19 protein-coding genes and 2 pseudogenes are annotated in these 17,239 nt (G+C 33.5%); 10 read left to right on the plus strand and 11 right to left on the minus strand.

Features of this window, described 5'->3' with window-relative positions; genetic code table 11:
* The 3 genes and pseudogenes from NST31_RS05515 to NST31_RS05525 all read left to right on the plus strand — a co-directional run.
* Nucleotides 1–498: a hypothetical protein gene (locus NST31_RS05515; protein ID WP_339164423.1), complete on the plus strand. Its 498-nt coding sequence runs from the start codon at nucleotides 1–3 to the stop codon at nucleotides 496–498.
* A 101-nt stretch (nucleotides 499–599) separates the two neighbouring features.
* Nucleotides 600–920 (plus strand): hypothetical protein, encoded by a 321-nt coding sequence (locus NST31_RS05520; protein ID WP_339164425.1) that lies wholly within the window; start codon nucleotides 600–602, stop codon nucleotides 918–920.
* 136 nt (nucleotides 921–1,056) lie between these two features.
* Nucleotides 1,057–1,149: pseudogene (locus tag NST31_RS05525) on the plus strand (hypothetical protein); the annotation flags it as partial.
* A 186-nt stretch (nucleotides 1,150–1,335) separates the two neighbouring features.
* Here the strand turns inward: NST31_RS05525 and NST31_RS05530 are convergent.
* From NST31_RS05530 to NST31_RS05540, 3 genes are all read right to left on the minus strand, one after another.
* A complete protein-coding gene (locus tag NST31_RS05530; protein WP_339164426.1) occupies nucleotides 1,336–1,965 on the minus strand; it encodes an alpha/beta fold hydrolase in 630 nt (209 codons plus the stop codon).
* Nucleotides 1,966–2,944: 979 nt separating this feature from the next.
* Nucleotides 2,945–3,388 carry a YaiI/YqxD family protein gene (locus NST31_RS05535; protein ID WP_077113020.1) on the minus strand — a complete coding sequence of 148 codons (444 nt, stop codon included), beginning with the start codon at nucleotides 3,386–3,388 and terminating at the stop codon, nucleotides 2,945–2,947.
* Between the two features lie 14 nt (nucleotides 3,389–3,402).
* The gene (locus NST31_RS05540) at nucleotides 3,403–3,531 is read right to left on the minus strand and encodes a hypothetical protein (protein ID WP_268921017.1); all 129 of its coding nucleotides are present in this window, start codon (nucleotides 3,529–3,531) and stop codon (nucleotides 3,403–3,405) included.
* Nucleotides 3,532–3,647: 116 nt separating this feature from the next.
* On the opposite strand from NST31_RS05540, the gene NST31_RS05545 reads away from it, so the two are divergent.
* A complete protein-coding gene (locus NST31_RS05545) occupies nucleotides 3,648–3,803 on the plus strand; it encodes a hypothetical protein (protein WP_171973967.1) in 156 nt (51 codons plus the stop codon).
* A gap of 483 nt (nucleotides 3,804–4,286) precedes the next feature.
* Here the strand turns inward: NST31_RS05545 and NST31_RS05550 are convergent, their stop codons facing one another.
* From NST31_RS05550 to NST31_RS05570, 5 genes are read right to left on the minus strand one after another with little or no spacing between them, the layout of a single operon-like run.
* Nucleotides 4,287–5,291, minus strand: coding sequence for a HAMP domain-containing sensor histidine kinase (locus NST31_RS05550; protein ID WP_139345691.1), 1,005 nt, complete (start codon nucleotides 5,289–5,291; stop codon nucleotides 4,287–4,289).
* A 5-nt stretch (nucleotides 5,292–5,296) separates the two neighbouring features.
* Entirely contained in the window at nucleotides 5,297–5,980 is a 684-nt protein-coding gene (locus NST31_RS05555; protein WP_339164430.1) for a response regulator transcription factor, read from the minus strand.
* Between the two features lie 19 nt (nucleotides 5,981–5,999).
* Nucleotides 6,000–6,731, minus strand: coding sequence for an ABC transporter permease (locus tag NST31_RS05560; RefSeq protein WP_339164431.1), 732 nt, complete (start codon nucleotides 6,729–6,731; stop codon nucleotides 6,000–6,002).
* The gene (locus tag NST31_RS05565; RefSeq protein WP_339164433.1) at nucleotides 6,724–7,581 is read right to left on the minus strand and encodes an ATP-binding cassette domain-containing protein; all 858 of its coding nucleotides are present in this window, start codon (nucleotides 7,579–7,581) and stop codon (nucleotides 6,724–6,726) included. Before NST31_RS05565 ends, NST31_RS05560 begins: the two co-directional genes overlap by 8 nt.
* A gap of 10 nt (nucleotides 7,582–7,591) precedes the next feature.
* On the minus strand, nucleotides 7,592–7,765 hold the full coding sequence (locus NST31_RS05570) for a hypothetical protein (RefSeq protein WP_339164435.1): 174 nt from the start codon (nucleotides 7,763–7,765) through the stop codon (nucleotides 7,592–7,594).
* Nucleotides 7,766–9,204: 1,439 nt separating this feature from the next.
* Between NST31_RS05570 and NST31_RS05575 the strand changes: the two genes are divergently transcribed.
* The 6 genes from NST31_RS05575 to NST31_RS05600 all read left to right on the plus strand — a co-directional run bounded on the left by NST31_RS05575 (nucleotide 9,205) and on the right by NST31_RS05600 (nucleotide 13,570).
* Nucleotides 9,205–9,828 (plus strand): TetR/AcrR family transcriptional regulator, encoded by a 624-nt coding sequence (locus NST31_RS05575; protein ID WP_339164437.1) that lies wholly within the window; start codon nucleotides 9,205–9,207, stop codon nucleotides 9,826–9,828.
* Between the two features lie 160 nt (nucleotides 9,829–9,988).
* Entirely contained in the window at nucleotides 9,989–10,111 is a 123-nt protein-coding gene (locus NST31_RS05580) for a hypothetical protein (protein WP_339164439.1), read from the plus strand.
* A gap of 18 nt (nucleotides 10,112–10,129) precedes the next feature.
* On the plus strand, nucleotides 10,130–10,951 hold the full coding sequence (locus NST31_RS05585; protein ID WP_339165485.1) for an alpha/beta hydrolase: 822 nt from the start codon (nucleotides 10,130–10,132) through the stop codon (nucleotides 10,949–10,951).
* Nucleotides 10,952–11,011: 60 nt separating this feature from the next.
* Nucleotides 11,012–11,611: a class I SAM-dependent methyltransferase gene (locus NST31_RS05590; protein ID WP_339164440.1), complete on the plus strand. Its 600-nt coding sequence runs from the start codon at nucleotides 11,012–11,014 to the stop codon at nucleotides 11,609–11,611.
* Between the two features lie 797 nt (nucleotides 11,612–12,408).
* Nucleotides 12,409–12,702, plus strand: a complete 294-nt coding sequence (locus NST31_RS05595) for a transposase (RefSeq protein WP_339164441.1) — start codon at nucleotides 12,409–12,411, stop codon at nucleotides 12,700–12,702.
* An 88-nt stretch (nucleotides 12,703–12,790) separates the two neighbouring features.
* The gene (locus NST31_RS05600; RefSeq protein ID WP_339164443.1) at nucleotides 12,791–13,570 is read left to right on the plus strand and encodes an IS3 family transposase; all 780 of its coding nucleotides are present in this window, start codon (nucleotides 12,791–12,793) and stop codon (nucleotides 13,568–13,570) included.
* A gap of 79 nt (nucleotides 13,571–13,649) precedes the next feature.
* Here NST31_RS05600 and NST31_RS05605 read toward each other — a convergent pair whose 3' ends face one another.
* From NST31_RS05605 to mobT, 3 genes and pseudogenes are all read right to left on the minus strand, one after another.
* Nucleotides 13,650–15,401, minus strand: coding sequence for a retron Ec67 family RNA-directed DNA polymerase/endonuclease (locus tag NST31_RS05605; protein WP_339164444.1), 1,752 nt, complete (start codon nucleotides 15,399–15,401; stop codon nucleotides 13,650–13,652).
* 276 nt (nucleotides 15,402–15,677) lie between these two features.
* Nucleotides 15,678–15,899, minus strand: coding sequence for a hypothetical protein (locus tag NST31_RS05610; protein WP_339164446.1), 222 nt, complete (start codon nucleotides 15,897–15,899; stop codon nucleotides 15,678–15,680).
* A 25-nt stretch (nucleotides 15,900–15,924) separates the two neighbouring features.
* Nucleotides 15,925–17,127 (minus strand): annotated as a pseudogene (gene mobT, locus NST31_RS05615) (MobT family relaxase).
* Between the last annotated feature and the right edge of the window lie 112 nt (nucleotides 17,128–17,239).

Raw genomic sequence — 17,239 nt, forward strand, 5'->3', positions numbered from 1 at the left:
ATGCTCATTTTAACTCTCATTATTATATGTGAAATCTTATTCTGGGTCTTTGCAATTCTGGGTGTCTTTTTCAGATCAATCACTAAAAATGCTAAGCTTGGGAACTTTTTCCTAATACTTATTCCAATAGACGATTTGCTATTAATTATTTTTAATATTGTCTCCCTATTAATGGGTGAACCTTTTTCTTATAGTCATAGTTTGTCTGGTATTTATTTAGGTGTAACAATAGCATTTGGAAAAACGATTATTAAATGGTTGGATAATAAAATGAATAGAGTTAAAACAAACAAGAAAAAAGATTACCACTATGAAATGTTTCACTTTAAAAAATGGCTACTTGCTGTACTCATTTATCTAATTGTTATGGGCGTTTTTTATATGATACTTACTATGACTGGAGAATCACATAACACCTTCGAAGCATTACCTGGATTCATTATTGTGACTGTTATTTGGTATGTAACAGGACCCCTATGGGTGAAAAAAGAACATTAGAATTCTACATTTTTTCGATGTACTGTAAAAAAAGAGTTAGAAGTTACCATTTTTCTTACTACCCATTATTTAGAAGAAGCTGATATGTTAAGCGACACAATATGTTTTATCAAGACGGTAAAAAAGTACTTCAAGATTCGCCGGCAAATCTTAAACGTTTTACAAGAAAAAATATAATCAGAATTATTGTTACTGTTATTCAAGATTCTGGAAAACTTGAAGAACTGTTACTTCCAAAAGACTATGTCGAATATGTTACTGTTAAGGATCGTTCCGATGATAGCCAACTAAATTTTTCAGATTTAAATTATTATGTACTTCGTTCAAAGATAAGTTTTGAGGGAATAGAAATTATCGAACCTACTCTTGATGATATATTGAGATTATTGGTGAAAGAAGAAATTAGCTATAGAAATACTTAATATCTTTAGGAAAAATGTAAAGTGGCGTTTTCAAAATCCAGCCACGTCTGTGGATTGGAATGAAATCCTATTTGTATAATTCTGCTACTTGTAGTTGGACTTTTATGCTTCAAATTATCTGTTTATATGTTGAATATGGAAAGAAACATTACAATCTGTCGTCCAAACTAATTTTGTGATGAGCTATAATGGTATCCCTACACAAAAGCATACATTATTGCATGCCATTACATGCTACTAAATTTAATAGTGCATCTAAGCAATCTTTGAAATCTCTTCTAGAGAATAACCTTTTATGATAGAATTTACAGCGGGAGTAAAACGAGAATGAAATATATTCATTAGTGTTCACTCCCTACATTTCGTTAGCGTAATTTACACTTTATTGTGAATAATTCAGTATTCAAGCTATAGTTTATGTATTTTCAACCCAAAAACTTTTAATTATTTTCGCCATACCTTCAGGATTATCTACATTTGCTTCATGACCAGCGTTTTGAATAAATTTCAACTTTGCATCCATTATTAGATTGCTTAATTGTTTTGCTGCTTTTCGATTTGGCTTATCTTTTTCCCCGCATAGAATAAGTGTTTTACAGGATATTTCTGATAGCCTCATGCTGAAATCTAATTCTTTCATAGATTTCATTAATTGGATTGCATCCTTTTTGGGTAATCCCATTTTTTTAAATACGGAATTTGGTAGCACTTGAAAAATTACGTTTTGTACAGAAAGAAGAAACTGGGGCATTTTATATTGTGTATTTATTAAAATAAGGGAATTTACCTTCTCTGGACGATCCAATGCATAGTTTAAAGATAGAATTGCACCTAACGAAAGACCACCTAAATCAATAGAGCCATCTTGGTTTTCGCAATAATCAAAAAAGTTATGGTACAAATTACGATAATCAATTTTTCCTGCTTCAATAAATTGAAACAAGTCAGGTGAAACTATCTTCTCGGAATCTATTTTCATGTAGTCTATGACTTTTCGCCAGCTGGTAGCATTTTGACCAAGTCCATGGACCAACATATAAGTCATTATCGCAACACCTTCTACTTTATGGATTAAACTGTTTTTATTATATCTTAAGTAATATTGAAAAACAAAAATGAAAGATTTAATACTAATCTAAAGAAACGTATTACAAACTTGCAACTGCTACCAATTAACATGTTGAATGAAAAATTACCTGACGGAAAATTTAATGTCATATCTTAAAGTTTTATGAAGTTTTTGAAAATACAGATAAGTACGGATTGACGCAATTAGAAAAAAAGCAGCTCCCTCATTTGAATGATGTAGTTCTTCGTGACATTTTATTACCACAAAAACAGGATAAAGTTAAATAAGTTTTTTAATACATGAAGCGAGCTAGCCAGGTGATTTCGACTAACTCGCTTTTGCACTTATTGAATACCTCATCATTCGTTGCTTCACGACATGTCGTTCTTCAACAGGAATCCGCACAATGAGCATCCAATCGTTTAGCAGCTAAAAATACTGCTTAGCTCTACACATACAGCAAAAACGTCGGGTTACGTTCGGCACTAGTCGAAGCTCCTCTTCTCCCGCAACACCTCCTGCACAGCCGAGCCCTCAAATGGAGTGCGCACCAAAAGGAAGCTCATTCATTAGTAAAGCAGCGATACGTGGCGTGGCAATGCCTGTACTTGAGACGAAAAAAATCCCGTCCATTTCGGAAGGGACTCTTCATTTTACAAACTCCGACAATTGCTTCTTTAGCAAGGACAACAACATGTTCACAATAATGCGGATTGTGTTCTTCGAAAGTATGGATTCAAAAGGCAGACCATTCTAAAGGCATGCAGACGTCTCTAGTATCTATTTTTCCATTTCGAAAGAACTTTAAGTATTTTTCTTTCTGGCTTTTCAATTTTTTGTGCAGTTTATGACCTGACTTGTTAAAGAATGAACCGAAACAACTTTAGACATTTTTCACCTCCCGCAGTTGTAGGTAATTCCAACGATTTAAGGCGATACATGATTGTATTCCAATTCATTCAATAATAGCTAAGCAAAGTTGGCGTAAACTATCGGTAAATTGAATGTCTTGTTCCTTCAAGCGCTTTTTCGGTCCTGGTAAACGCCCGCCAGCACGACGAATTTTTTGAGCCTGATGCCGAGCATAAAGCAGCTGATCAATATTTTCTTCTGTATATAATTGTCCATTTTGGTTGATGGCATATGCCTGTTTGGCTAAAGCCATAGCTGCCAATCCATAATCTTGTGTCACAACAATATCACCGCGTTTTACGCGATTAATTAAAACGAAATCCACTGCGTCTGCCCCTTTTGAAACGATGATCGTACTCGCTCCATCTCGGTGGATTTCATGTGCAGTATCACAAATAATGACGCATTGTATGTCGAGCTCTTGGCATACAGCAATGGTTTCATTTACAACCGGGCATCCGTCTGCATCGATAAAAACAGTTGTCACATGAACACCTCCATTTACGACTTGAAATACTTCAACGCTTCGCGACGGCATCTCATGTAAGCTTCCATCGACTTTCCGAGCTCAACATTCCGCTGCTCTGCAAATAGATCAAGTAGAGCAGGCGTTGACCATTGTTTTTTCATAGCATGCTTCTCCTTACAGACCGTAATGCCTAAAGTGTATCATAGTGGTAAATCATTGCACATTGCAATTCAATGTATGTCATACTTGAACTAGTAAAAAAGAGGAGAGTTGAAAAATGAATGAAAGCTATTTTGTCGGGTGGGGGACATTGGCGCTCATTAATGCCGGAATCGCTCAAGGAAAAAACCGGAGTGGTTTAAACTGGTTTTTACTATCACTACTATTAGGGCCGTTCGCCACTTTATGCTTGGTAATCGCAGAAAAGAAATAGCCGACCTCAACATGGTCGGTTATCAATCCTGACAAATGTCTTTCAAACTTATCGTGCGATCATGATTCTATGCGACAGGATGTTTGAGCTTCTGCAAGAATATGGAGCAATTTTCTTTTACCGCATTTCACCGAAACATTATGGGAGCTTGCGGGAGAAGGGCCGGTACCGGAAACATGATGAGAAACAGATCCTTCAAAGCGAATTGTTTGAGGAGGATCGTAAGGAGTGGCCAGTTACCGAAAAAAACATTTGACTGCGTCCGCCACCAGGTGGGCAAAGGCAGACAAAAACGGTTTTATCATCATTGAACAGAAGCACTCTTCCACTTCCCCAGTTATAAGGAATCCTTATTGAATTCTTAATACTGTTGACAAGCGGCATTTATTAATTACTATTTTATACCTTTTTTACTTAGCAAATACACTTCTGAATCTAAATCATTGATTTATCTAACATGAGCCTATCACGTGCATTCTTTCTCTATATTTTAGTTAGTACAATCCTTGTGCCAGAATCATTGCTCTCTATTAGAATGTGAAGATTTAACAACTTAGGAACTTCATTAATAATATTTAGCCCTTTTTGATTCGATTGCTGAAGTTGTTTTTTTAAATCAAAACCCACACCATCATCGGTTATTGTCAACTGTTCTTGATCATTTTCTTTAACACCTTCTATAGTTAGATGACTAGCCTTAGAGTGGTATAAAACATTTTGCAAAATATTATCAAGTAGTCTTTCAAACCATACTCTATCCAACTTCCAAACAATATTAGATTCTATATTGCTGGTACAATTTATTTTCTTATGTCTTAAAGCATTGTTCCATTTTTCGATAATGGCAATTATGCAGTCATTTAAGCTGACCGGCGACATATGAGTAATGATAGAGTCCGGATTCAGATAATTCTTATGATATATTCGGTCGCTTAGCGTCGATATTATATCTGCATTTTTATTAATTTCTTCTATCGCTTCTTCGACGTTTTGTTGCGTTTTTAGGTAGAATAAATTAATTTTTATGAGAGATAACGGCGTTTTAATATCATGTGAAAGTTGATCTAAATATCTTTTTCTAATTTCTTCTGATTCCCTATATTTATCCTGATTATATTTTAATCTATCAATTAATATATTTATCGACTCACCCAGATGGTTCATTTCGCTATTTTTTAACACCTGGAGCTCTACTGGCTCTGGATAGTTTTCGTCTTTCGCTATCCCCCTTATAAGATGTGAAAGAAGCCTTATTTCAGATGAAATATTTATAATCATTTTTGATAGGAAGAAAACGTATAATAAAACCATAATGAAGAAAAGAGAAAAAATATATAAATAATGTTCATGTGCTATAAAAGGAGTATCAGTCCCATTGATATAATCGTGTATTAAATGGGCTAAGAATACGATATAATTTGACATGATAAAGGCAATTGGAAAGAACAAGATAGAGATAAGCGTGAAAAAGTAAATCTTTTTTTTCAATAACATCATTCCTTTTGATCTGTTAATTTGTATCCATAACCATAAATAGTTTGAATTAACTTGCCTTTAATATCCACTTTATTTCTTAAACTATTTATATACACATTTAGGGAATTTTCTTGACGGCTACGACCTTCTACTCCCCACACATGATTTATTATTTGCTCCCTTGATAAACTAATATTCATGTTATCAAACAAGTAAAAGAATATCTTATTTTCAGTCTCACTTAATGGTATTCTGTTTCCCGTTACACTATCTACAATTAAATGTGCCCGTTTATCGACTATTATTCCATCTAAATAGACAAGGTCTCCATACTTGTCCTTCAATAGATTTTTAAGCCTCGCAATAAGTTCTAAAGGTTCAAAGGGTTTAGGTATAAAATCGTCACCCAATTCTAAGCCTTTGATTTTATCATCAAGTTGACTATGCGCCGTGAGAAAAACGACAGGCTTGTTAGGATAAACCATTTTTATCCGTTTACAGACCTCATATCCACTATCGAACGGTATCTCGACATCTAACAAAAAAATATCGACATTGTCTAAATCCGAATAATTAAATCGATTATCTGTTTTCACAATCACCTTGTTAAAATAATCACTCAAGAATATATTTAGAAACTTTGATATATCTGGATCATCTTCGAGAACAAAAATGTTTGACTTTTTAAGTATATTCTCCACGATCAGACTCCTTCTTTCCTTACAAATTCTTTTTATAAATTAATCTCAGGTTGATCATTAGCATAATGGCGTTTATTAAAAATAACAGGGCTATGCCTATAATAGTGGGAGTCATGCCTCCCTCATAATAGTATCCATTATCAATGACGAATAGTCCGAGTCTATACCCAAATGCTGTCGGAATGTAAAAGGAAAAAGGTGCCGCCATTAGAATCATTGACAATAAAGAAACACCTATCCCAATAGATATGCTTGCTACTATATTCTTAGTTAATTGGATGACAGCTGCAAACACTAGTGTAATGGTTGTAATCACTATTATATTAAGGATTATATAAGAGGATATTAAGCGAAGAATATTCTCTATATTCCCGTCTATAACAAAATAGAAAACAGACAAAATAAATAATTGCATTACACAAATGGCTGACATAATGATTGTAGAGACAAGTATTTTTGAAAAAAGTAATTGATAACGTGGAATATTATACGTTATCCAATCTAAATACATTTTGTTCTTGAATTCGATATAAAAAATAAAGGAGATTAACACACTAGAAATGATCGGTAACATCATGAAATACTGATTATAATAAGTAAAGTAAAAACCACTATCCAAGCTTATATCTTTATTATTTATAGCAAAATTAGCGAAGTTCATGAGTAAAGGAATCAAGCTAAGTACTGCAATGACTAGTATTACCTTTTCACTTTTAACTTTAATCCATTCATTTTTAATCAACTTAAACATAGCTTTTCACCTCTATCAAATCTGTAGACATCAACTTGATATACAAGTTTTCCAAAGTTAGGTTTTGCACATCACTATATACAAAATCGTTAGTCGTCTTTAGATTATTGAAATTGGTTTCGCTTAAAATAAAGTAGATTTCTTTTTTATTATCTTCCAATAAAGTAATAGCTTGTTTAACGTTTTGATGATCAGGTATTTGTTGCACCCGACCAAACATATATATATCTTCGTTATTATCAATTTCTAATATTTTTTTGCCTTCCCTCATAAATAGGAAAGTATCCGTAACGAAAGAAACTTCATTTAAATTATGACTAGAAATGACAATGGTTCTTTGTTTGCCTTTTAGGTTCTGTTCGATGAGATTTCGCATATCTTTCATCCCCATAGGGTCTAATCCATTAGTAGGTTCATCCAACAGTAATAAATTTGGATTTCCCATCAGCGCTTTTGCTACACCCAATCGTTGTTTCATCCCCATAGATAATTCTTTAAACTTTTTATGCTTCGCATCGGGTAAGCCAACTATTCCTAATAAATCATTTACAATTGAATCATTGTACTCTATATCAGCATATGAGGCATGCAGCTTTAGGTTTTCTACACAAGTTAAATTTGGATAAAAGGCAGGATATTCAATTAATTTACCTATTGTCACATGGTTATAATCTTTGAAAATGTCCCCCTTGTATTCTATTACATTTAATAAAGCCTTAAATAACGTGGTTTTCCCTGCCCCATTGGGACCTAATAGTCCATATACTTTACCTCTTTTTAATTTCATATTTATGTTATTTAGGATGTTATGTTTCCCCACTTTGAAACGAACATTTTTTAAAGTAATCATATTATCCTCCCTAATTGTTATAGACAATTAAAAGTAAAATCACACTAAAGATATAAACAGCGAATAAGAATAAAGCTGGTTTAAAATTACTTCCCTTAAAACCGTTTTTAACAATTTCTACTATAAATAAGGCAGCGGATAGCAAAAACGAAACAACTGCCAGCATTATAAACACCTTTACCATACTTCCGACCTCCTTGATTTATGTTCTTGTCTATACAGTAATACATGATTATTAAAAAAAATTTAATTTTTATGATATACAATCATAGAGTAAGTCAACAAGGTACTAAATATAATTAAAAAATTACCTATTCATCCTCACACCGTACATCAATTTTTTGTGAGTATAAATAAGGCTTCAGTCATTGGTATGTAGGAATTAAACGAATTTTAAATGCAACATTAAAGAAGTAATAAAATTGGAACTGATTTTTTGCGCTTACAGCCATCAACTTTATTATCTCTAGAATATTATAACTATTAAGTCGATTAGCTAAAACATACTAAGATTAGTGTGTTTTGTGTAAAAAAATCCCAATCATCGCTACGTCAACATATTTCGCTTTCCGCGGGCCCGGCTTCAGCTTCCTCGGAAAGCAAAGATCGCTTTCCTGCGGGATCTTCAGCTCGAGCCTATTCCCGCAGGAGTCTACATATGTTGACTACGCTAAAAGCTTGCGTATGATACACTGGGACCATTTATCCGGCATGTAAGGTGCCGTAAGACTCCCACTTCAAAATCTTGAGTGAATACAAAAGGTCCAAGTGGGAGAAAACGGCACCTAAATGCCCGATTGGTTCAACTAACATTCAATAGGAGATGGAAGAAAACTCCTATTGAATGAAGTTTGACTGTATTGTTCGTTTTTTCATCAGATGATTTAGTTGTGTTCCAGCTTCTTTTGGTAGGAAACCAAGTATTTATACTTTTTATCCGTTTTTTTATTGGATTAAATGCTGTTAAATAGGCATTCCCAAATTAAATCAAGTTAGCTTCTTGCTTCCACTCTACTTTCACGATGCCAAGTATAGAGCAAAATCATGATTTTAAAGGGAGTATCAATACTTATAACATGATATAAAAAATAATGGTTACCGACAGATGACGTTTTATTGTGAGATTAGAGGTGAATATTTGAAAAATGATATGTTTAAAAATAATTACATCACAAATTTAAAATTAGGAAGTCTCTTTGATAGAATAGGTGCCTCCCCCTTCACTTCTCGATATGGAATTACACCCGTAGACAAGTGAGATAGAGAAAAGCATCTGTATACGACACTTTCCTCATATGCTCCATCTGGGGAAGTATGATCAAAAAAGATGGCTACCATCTATTCATTTCATTACACTTAGTTTTATTTGTCTGAATTTATAAAATATTTATAGGCGTGAAGGTCTTTTAGGAAGTCAATCGAGTTTTTCCAATCAAATATTACGAGTTATCAATGATATGAGGTGTGCAACAAAAAGTTCTTATCCAGTTATTGCTGTTTCGAAAAACGTTACAAATCATTTTTATCATATTTTCCTAATTTAACTTATTTACCTTATAGGTAAATCATGCTAAAGTTAATTGACCTAACAGATCAATTAATAAATCCGCAAAGGTGATTGTCATGCAATTAAAGATTTTGAATCTGGAACCCAAAAGAAGAGGTGCTATTTTAAATGCTGCACTAAAAGAATTTTCCATGAAAGGATTTGATGATGCCTCAACGAATGTTATTGCAAAAGAGGCTGGTATTTCAAAGGGGCTCATGTTCCACTATATAAAGAGCAAGAAGGATCTTTTTCTATTCCTTTATGATTATTGCACTGACATGATTCATAAAGAATATCTTGATTTAATGGATTTGAATCAAAAAGATATTTTTGAAAGGATTCGACAATCATATATACTCCAGATTGAGTTACTACAACAGCATCCTTGGATATTTGACTTTATTAAAATTACTGGCACTACGAATTCCGATGAAATCAATAAGAATCTAGAAGGAAGAGTAAATGAAAAGCTCGCACGATGCCAAGAGGAAATGTTTGAAATTGTTGATGAAACTAAATTCAGAGAAGGATTGAACCTTGAAAGATGCAAAGAGGTTATCTTTTGGGCGAATGTTGGTTTTACAAATCAGATTCTGGAAGATCTTCGGAACTTAGAATTTACTGAATTAGATTATGACAAAGTGCTTGCAGATCTAGATGGTTATCTTAATGAACTCAAGAAGATCTTTTATAGATGAATGTATCTGGACTACCCAACTACTTTTCAGAAAAGGAGTGGGAATGTGTACACATATAATGAGAATTTATACATTCTCTATGTTCGTAAAGAACTGTAACAGGCTCTATTGAATGAATATTCTATTAATATACGAAAACATAACTAGTAGGAGGTTTCAAATGGTAGATGATACAGAAAAACTGCAAGTTGATAAGTCTGTTTCCTTAGACAGTGAGTCACCGATTGGAAGTTTCTACAATGTAGAGGGACGTCGTTTGCTACTTGATTGTTCTGGGGTTTGAAGTCCTGCAGTAATATTCATACCAGCTGCCGGGATGGTCGGACTTGATTACCTGAATCTGCATCATAAAGTTAGTACATATACAACATCAGTCATTTATGATCGATTGGGAACTGGATGGAGCGATCGTGTTAAGCTTCCTCGAAATGCCGTTGAAGTCACTGATGAATTGCGAAATGTATTGCATACCGCTGGTGTTCCAGCTCCCTACCTGTTCGTCGGTCATTCGCTGGGCGGAATCTACGCGCAGCGGTATGCTCAACGATTTCCAGATGAGGTAGCTGGGATGATTTTGCTAGAACCACCTCACGAGGACTTTCGCACCAATACACCGAAGTTTAAAAAACGTTACCTCCTTCAGCAGAGTTTTACTATCCTTCGGGCACTCTTAACTTACAAAAAATCCTTTCGTGCTTTATTTAATCAAATGTTTGCAACTTGGCCAGACGAAATCCGTGAATTACTAATTGAATATCATCTCAAGACATTATCTAAAACGTTTACAGAAAGAAAAAACTTAAATAGCCAAATCTATGAAGAAATACGTAAAGGAGGAAAATTGCCAGATATTCCGTTGATCGTGTATACAGCGATGGGAATCGACCCATTCATGACTCCAATCACAAGCAAATCATTTCTTCGTGATACACTTGATCCATTCAATCACATTAAAAATACCGTTTACACAAAATTAGCAAATTCGGTTCCGAGGGGAGAACATCGTATTCTCAGAAGTGCTGGACATACCACAATCCATACTGACTGTTCAGATGAGGTAGTCGAAGCGATCAGTCATTTAATTGACTTAATTCATACACATGAAGAAAGTACATCTGAATAGAGAAATATGATGAATCACCTGGTTTTAAAAATGATTTAAATGACAGAATGGAGCGATGGTATGGATCATCAATCATTCATTCAGAAATTTGATAAGCAAGCAAAGAAATATAGTAATAGACGAAAAAACAATCATGCTTATAAGTTTCGCCAACGAATTTTTCAAGAAGCTGAAGGAAAAGTATTAGAAGTTTCAATTGGTGCTGGACTTAATTTCCCCTTCTACAATAAAAATATTGAATTAACAGGAATAGATTTTAGCCATGAAATGTTAAAGTCGGCACAGAATGCTGCAAAAAATTATCCTTTTAAAACAACATTTATACAAGAAGATGTTGAATCTATTGAACTTAGCGCAAATAGCTTTGATACGATCGTATCATCTGGAAGTTTATGCGCTTATCAAGATCCTATCCATGTTCTAAATAATTTTCAAAAATGGTGTAAGCCAGAAGGAAATATTCTTTTGTTAGAGCATGGGCTTTGCACAAACAAAACATTGGGATGGCTACAAAAAATCTTGAATCCTATAATGCTCAAGCTTACAGGGTGTCACCAGAATAGGAACATGACTGACATAGTTAAAAAATCTAATTTAAAAATCATTCGGGAAGAACGTCACTTTGGAGGCTATTTATATCTGATATGGGCTAAACCCTAAGCATCTCTTTTGGGCGTATTGATTGAGAAATACTGAATTTAAACGTCTACCGAAATCAATAAAAAAACTTAAAGGCCCTGTATTACCAAGGCCATTAAGAACTTGCGTATTACTCCCACTCTGTTTTAAGCGTACAGCTTATAAGCGAAAATGCTGTAAAATCAAGGCGTTTGGGAACATATAAAAACAAATAAACTGTATAGAAAATAACAAAAAGTGCAATAAAAGTGCAATTGCACCTAATCAAATACTTGTTACTTCTTTAAATTCTGATTCCAAATTCAATATTCTAAGATGATAAACCAAATTTCATATATTGCAACCCAAAGTTCATAACTGAGCGTCTTTTTTAAAGAAAAATATTCTTGGAACAATAAGAATGAATTAGAAGATGTAGTCCATTATTTTTATTTTTAGTACTTAAAAAATAAAACCAAGGTACTCCCTTATCTATCGAATGTTTTAACCATCTCATAATTTCAGGAATTTGAAATATTTCACGAGTATCTTTATCATACTCCGGAAAAAAGATGTCCAATGAATTTGCTGATTTAATTAATAATTCTCCATTAGCTGATAGCCTCTCTATAAATTCATTTATTGTATCAAAACTCAAAGTATTTATTTCATCTTCAGAAACAGCAATGATTCTGAAATCAGTTTCTCGTAATATAGAATTGAGAGATAAGTTCCATTGAATAACTTCATCAAAATCAACTATTGGTGCACTGATGCTAGACTAAAAAGTGGACACAGATTGTTATAATAAAAATAAATAACAATGATGAGGTGTCTATATGGCTAAAGAAAATGGAAGACGTTATGATGAAACGTTTAAAAAAGAAACAGTAAAGTATATTCTAGAGAACAATAAACCAGTAGCACAAATAGCTAGGGAAACCGGGGTGAATACGAATACCTTATATAGTTGGATTAAAAAATACAGCGAGCAACCTGAAGTAAAAGCTGTACAAACGTTTTATACCCCAGAGGTTGAACGAAAGGCTACGCAAAAACAATTACGCGATCTGGAGGAGGAAAACGAAATTCTAAAAAAGGCGATGCACTACTTCGCGAAAAGCCCTCGGTAAAGTTTGAATTTATTCACCATCATCGCTCCCAATACCGAGTGGAGAAGATGTGCAAAGTCCTGGGAGTCTCTAAAAGTGGCTATTTTAAATGGCTAAAATCGCCCCAAAAGTAACTGCCAAAAAAAAGCATGAAAAACTATCACAAAAAATATTCCAAACGCATCTAGAATTTAAGCAACGATATGGAAGTATTAAAATTGCAAAAACGCTAAACAAGCGTGGTATAAAGGTTAGTGAACGAACAGTTTCTCGCATTATGCCAAAAAATAATTGGAAGTCTTGTACAATCAAAAAATATAAAGCTACCACAAATTCCAAACATCAACATCCTGTAAGCGAAAATGTATTGGACAGACAATTTAAGGTGGACAAACCAAATCAATCTTGGGTTACAGTTATTACTTATATCCCGACCAACGAAGGGTGGCTCTATCTAGCAAGTGTAATGGACCTGTATTCGCGTAAAATCGTGGGGGGGGCCATGGATAAAAGCATGTCAAAAGAATTCGTAATAAATGCATTAAAAATGGCTTACTATCGCCAGAAACCAGGAAAAGGGCTTATCCATCATTCAGATCGTGGTGTCCAGTACGCTTCCAGTGACTATCAAAAGCTACTAAAACAATACAATATGATAGGCAGCATGAGCCGAAAAGGAAACTGTTACGACAATGCTTGCATTGAATCCTTTCACGGTATTCTTAAGCGTGAGCTAGTTTATCAAACAAAGTATAAAACACGGGAAGAAGCGAGGAAATCGCTGTTTGAATACATCGAGTTCTTCTACAATTCTAAGCGGATCCATTCGACTTTGGGCTACTATACGCCAAATGAATTTGAGCAAATGTATGGAAATTCCGCAGCCTGATTTTACCGTCATAAAAAAGTTTAAATGCCTTTATTTCGATGTTTGATAAACCACATTTTAAATATACTACCGATATATACTAGACTTCTATAGGTATTTTATTTGCATTATTTTTATCTTCATTTTTTATATCCAAAATAGGTTCTTTACCTACAAGTCCCTTCGTGTATATGTCTATTATTTTATTTATGTTATCTAAAATCGGTCTAAATTCATTAAAATTTATATCTGTATAATTATTCAAAATATATTTAGAAAAGATTTCTTTTCCATAGTATTTTGTCACATCATACTTATCCTTTTTTGAAAATTCTTTTCCCTCAATTTTCTGGGAAAGGGTAAACTCATCAAATAAATCTTCTATATCACATTCAGCTTTTCCACCAATTAGTGGTACAGTCAACAAGTATAGATTGTCAGTAATATTAACCATATATCTGTCTGTTAATATTTCCCTATTTTCATCATTAACTTGCGCATGATTAAGGAAATCACCGATAGGTTTCTTCTTTCCACTTTTTATCTCATTATCAAACATTAAAATCACAGGATTATTTGGTAAGGTATTACTTATTCTCTTAAAATAACTTAGATAATTAGGGGACCCTTTTTTAGAACTAAAGAAATTGTATATATTTTTTAGCCCTTTTCCTCCGTCCTGATAAATTCCCAGAAAGTACCCTAACCTCTTTGTTTTGTTTAGAAATGATATTTTATACTCAAACGTTCCATCATTATTTTTGGTTACTAGATCAGGATAATGGTTGTGAAGACTTTTTAAAGCTGACTTTAAATAAACTATATCTGTTTTACCTTCCACCACAATTAATGGCTTTGGGTTAAAAAAAAAGTATTTGTAAAACAGAAATTTTTGATATTCACGTTCTCTTGAACTTAAATTATTAAAATGATGTTTGACATTATCTATTTTATTATTATACCAAGTTAGTTGATTTATAAAAGAAAGTCTTCCTTCTAATTGATTAAGAGTAGCGGGTTCACCATTAATCTCGAAACTTCCTTGTTTATAGAGTTGATGAGCCATTGCCCTAGTTTCTTTGTAATAAATTCTATTTACGTTTATTTTCTTATTAACAATAAGTCCGGTTACAACCTGCCTGGAATCTCTAAATTGCAACCTTGTCTTCTTTTCATTAATATTAAATCCAGCTCGTATGATCTCATTAGAAATTTCTTTATAAAATTCCTCCTGTAGATTCAAAAATTTCTTATCATTAGTCGAAAATGTTATGTCATCTGCATAACGGGTACAATTCAATTTATACTTTTTTGCGACTTTCATTATCCTGAAGTCAAGTATCTCGCAAATTAAGTTCGTAATAATAGGAGAACTTGGAGCCCCTTGAGGTAATTTTCCTTCATAACATGATATTTGTGCTATAACTGTGGCTGCTTCAATAGGCAGTAAGAAATTAACATTCTTATTAAAGAAACCTCTAACACGGCCAAAATGAAAACTTTCAAAAAAATTCTCTAGATCAATATTCAATACTAACCTTTTATTTCGATGAATTTTTGCATTTGTTATAATGCTTTTGTTTTTTTCGAAAGCATGAGAGATGTTATTTTTTCTCTTTCGTCCCTTTGCTTTATGTTTATACAATGCCTTAGCAAGTTTTGTTTGAATATCTTTAAGTTCTTTTAACGGAGCATCAATTTTACGGATACCACCATTTTTCTTAGGTATTTCGAAAGAAGTGTATAGATTATTAACTCCCTTTACATACAATACATAACTAAGCTGTTTCCTAGGTATATTCAGAAAATCTGCAAATTCATTTCTTGTTTTAATATCGTAAAATTCCTTCATATAAAAACTCCTCATATTATAAGCGTGTGGCTACTCATTATGCGAAGCTAATAAGACATATCGGCAAGTATACCGACATAATAAATATTTGGAATAGGAGAAGCTATTGTTCCCACCATTTTTGTCAACACTTGCGAAACACAAGCGAAAAAATCTAGCCACACGCAACAATATTATACTATATTTCTGGGGAATATTTAAAAAAGAATGAATAGATTAAAACTGAATCAAATGAACTAACAATCGATATCAAATACTTGCTATAAATCTTAGCGTTTAAGCGCCTATAATTCTATTGAATAAATTCAATAATACATCCTTAACACCACTTGCATTAAAGACTAATCCCACCACAATTAAGGCAACAATTAAAAAGCAAATTAGTTTGGAGAACTCTCGTTTAAATCCTAAATAAATTCCAATCACAACAATTGCCATTAATACTAAAGATTGCGCATTACTAAGAAGCCAATTGTACAAATCCTGACCAAAGTTCATTTGAATTTCTCCCTCCATAAGTTAGTCATTCGCTATCTGATAATGGTTGAATCACTTTCTCGATAGGAATAGTTTGTTGCATGAGTATCTTTTGATGACGTTCAGATAATTCTACCTGCTCCAACATGTCGTTAATTACACTGGTTTGATTGAGTTCATCTATCTTAGTCGCTAATTTCCAAGTAGGAGGCGACTTGTCGCGCAAGCCATCTTAGTGATTTTTCAGACGTATAAGGTTCAGGTTTTGTTGTTAAAGAAATTTTTCTATTCACCCCTAATTCAATAAATCGTTTCCATTGTTTATTCATTTGCCAACTACTACGACGTTTTTCCTCGTCTTTGTCGACAAAACGAATATACCGATTAATAATCGAGAAGGCGGTTCGTCCAGCGTCCTCATACATCATTAAATCGACAATCGCATGATAAGCGCGATCATTCTTTAAACGGATTTCAAAACGGTTTTTCACGGCTGTATCTTCAAGCGATGTGCCATGTTTCACGTATTGTTCATAATCCTTTTCATATGCACAAAAATACACGTCACTTTTTAAAGAACCAATATATAACGTATTTCCCATGTCAGGCTTTTCTTCATTCTGTACAAGTTCACCAGAACGATAACTTTTAAAACTTCGAAAAACAGAGATGCATTCTTCATTACGGCATTTGTTAGTTAGAAACGGAATGTCCGATATATTTGTCTTATCGTTTATCGCGAGGTCAATTCGTTTGAAAACCCCACCGACACGGAACACGTCTAAGAAAAAATCGAACCATGTTCGTTGCTGGGCTAATAAAAAATTTTCAAATTGACGGCATCCTTTCCCTTTGAGTTCAAGTAAGCATCCTTTATCTTCATCTGGAGAAACCATGACGACAATATCACCAAAAACGTATTGTTCCATATAAGAATAAAACGCATAATCTTCATGTAACATGTATTCCATTTTGAGTTTCAAAGTTTCTTCAATAACAGATCTCGGATTTGTCCTTAAAAATCGAATCCTTATATAATCAAACAAGATTTCCAATGGAGCCTCTGGATTAAATTGTTCTAAAATATCGAACAGAGCATTTTGTAATGTTTGAGTCGAGTTACTTTTCCTGTTTCAATTTCACTAATATATTGTCTTGAAATGCCAATATGAACAGCCAATTTATTTTGCGATACACCATATTCCAATCGTTTTTCTCTTAATCGTTGATACCAAGGTACTTTATTCATGTGCATTCCTCCAAACTAAAAAAAGATGTCAACTAAAGGTTAAAAGCTGACATCTTCTTCATATGCTCCAAACCGTTGTGCCATCAAGTGTTATAGGCTTTTGGAACAGTTT

Source organism: Siminovitchia sp. FSL W7-1587, from assembly GCF_037963795.1.
In the GTDB taxonomy this organism is placed as follows: domain Bacteria; phylum Bacillota; class Bacilli; order Bacillales; family Bacillaceae_C; genus Siminovitchia; species Siminovitchia thermophila.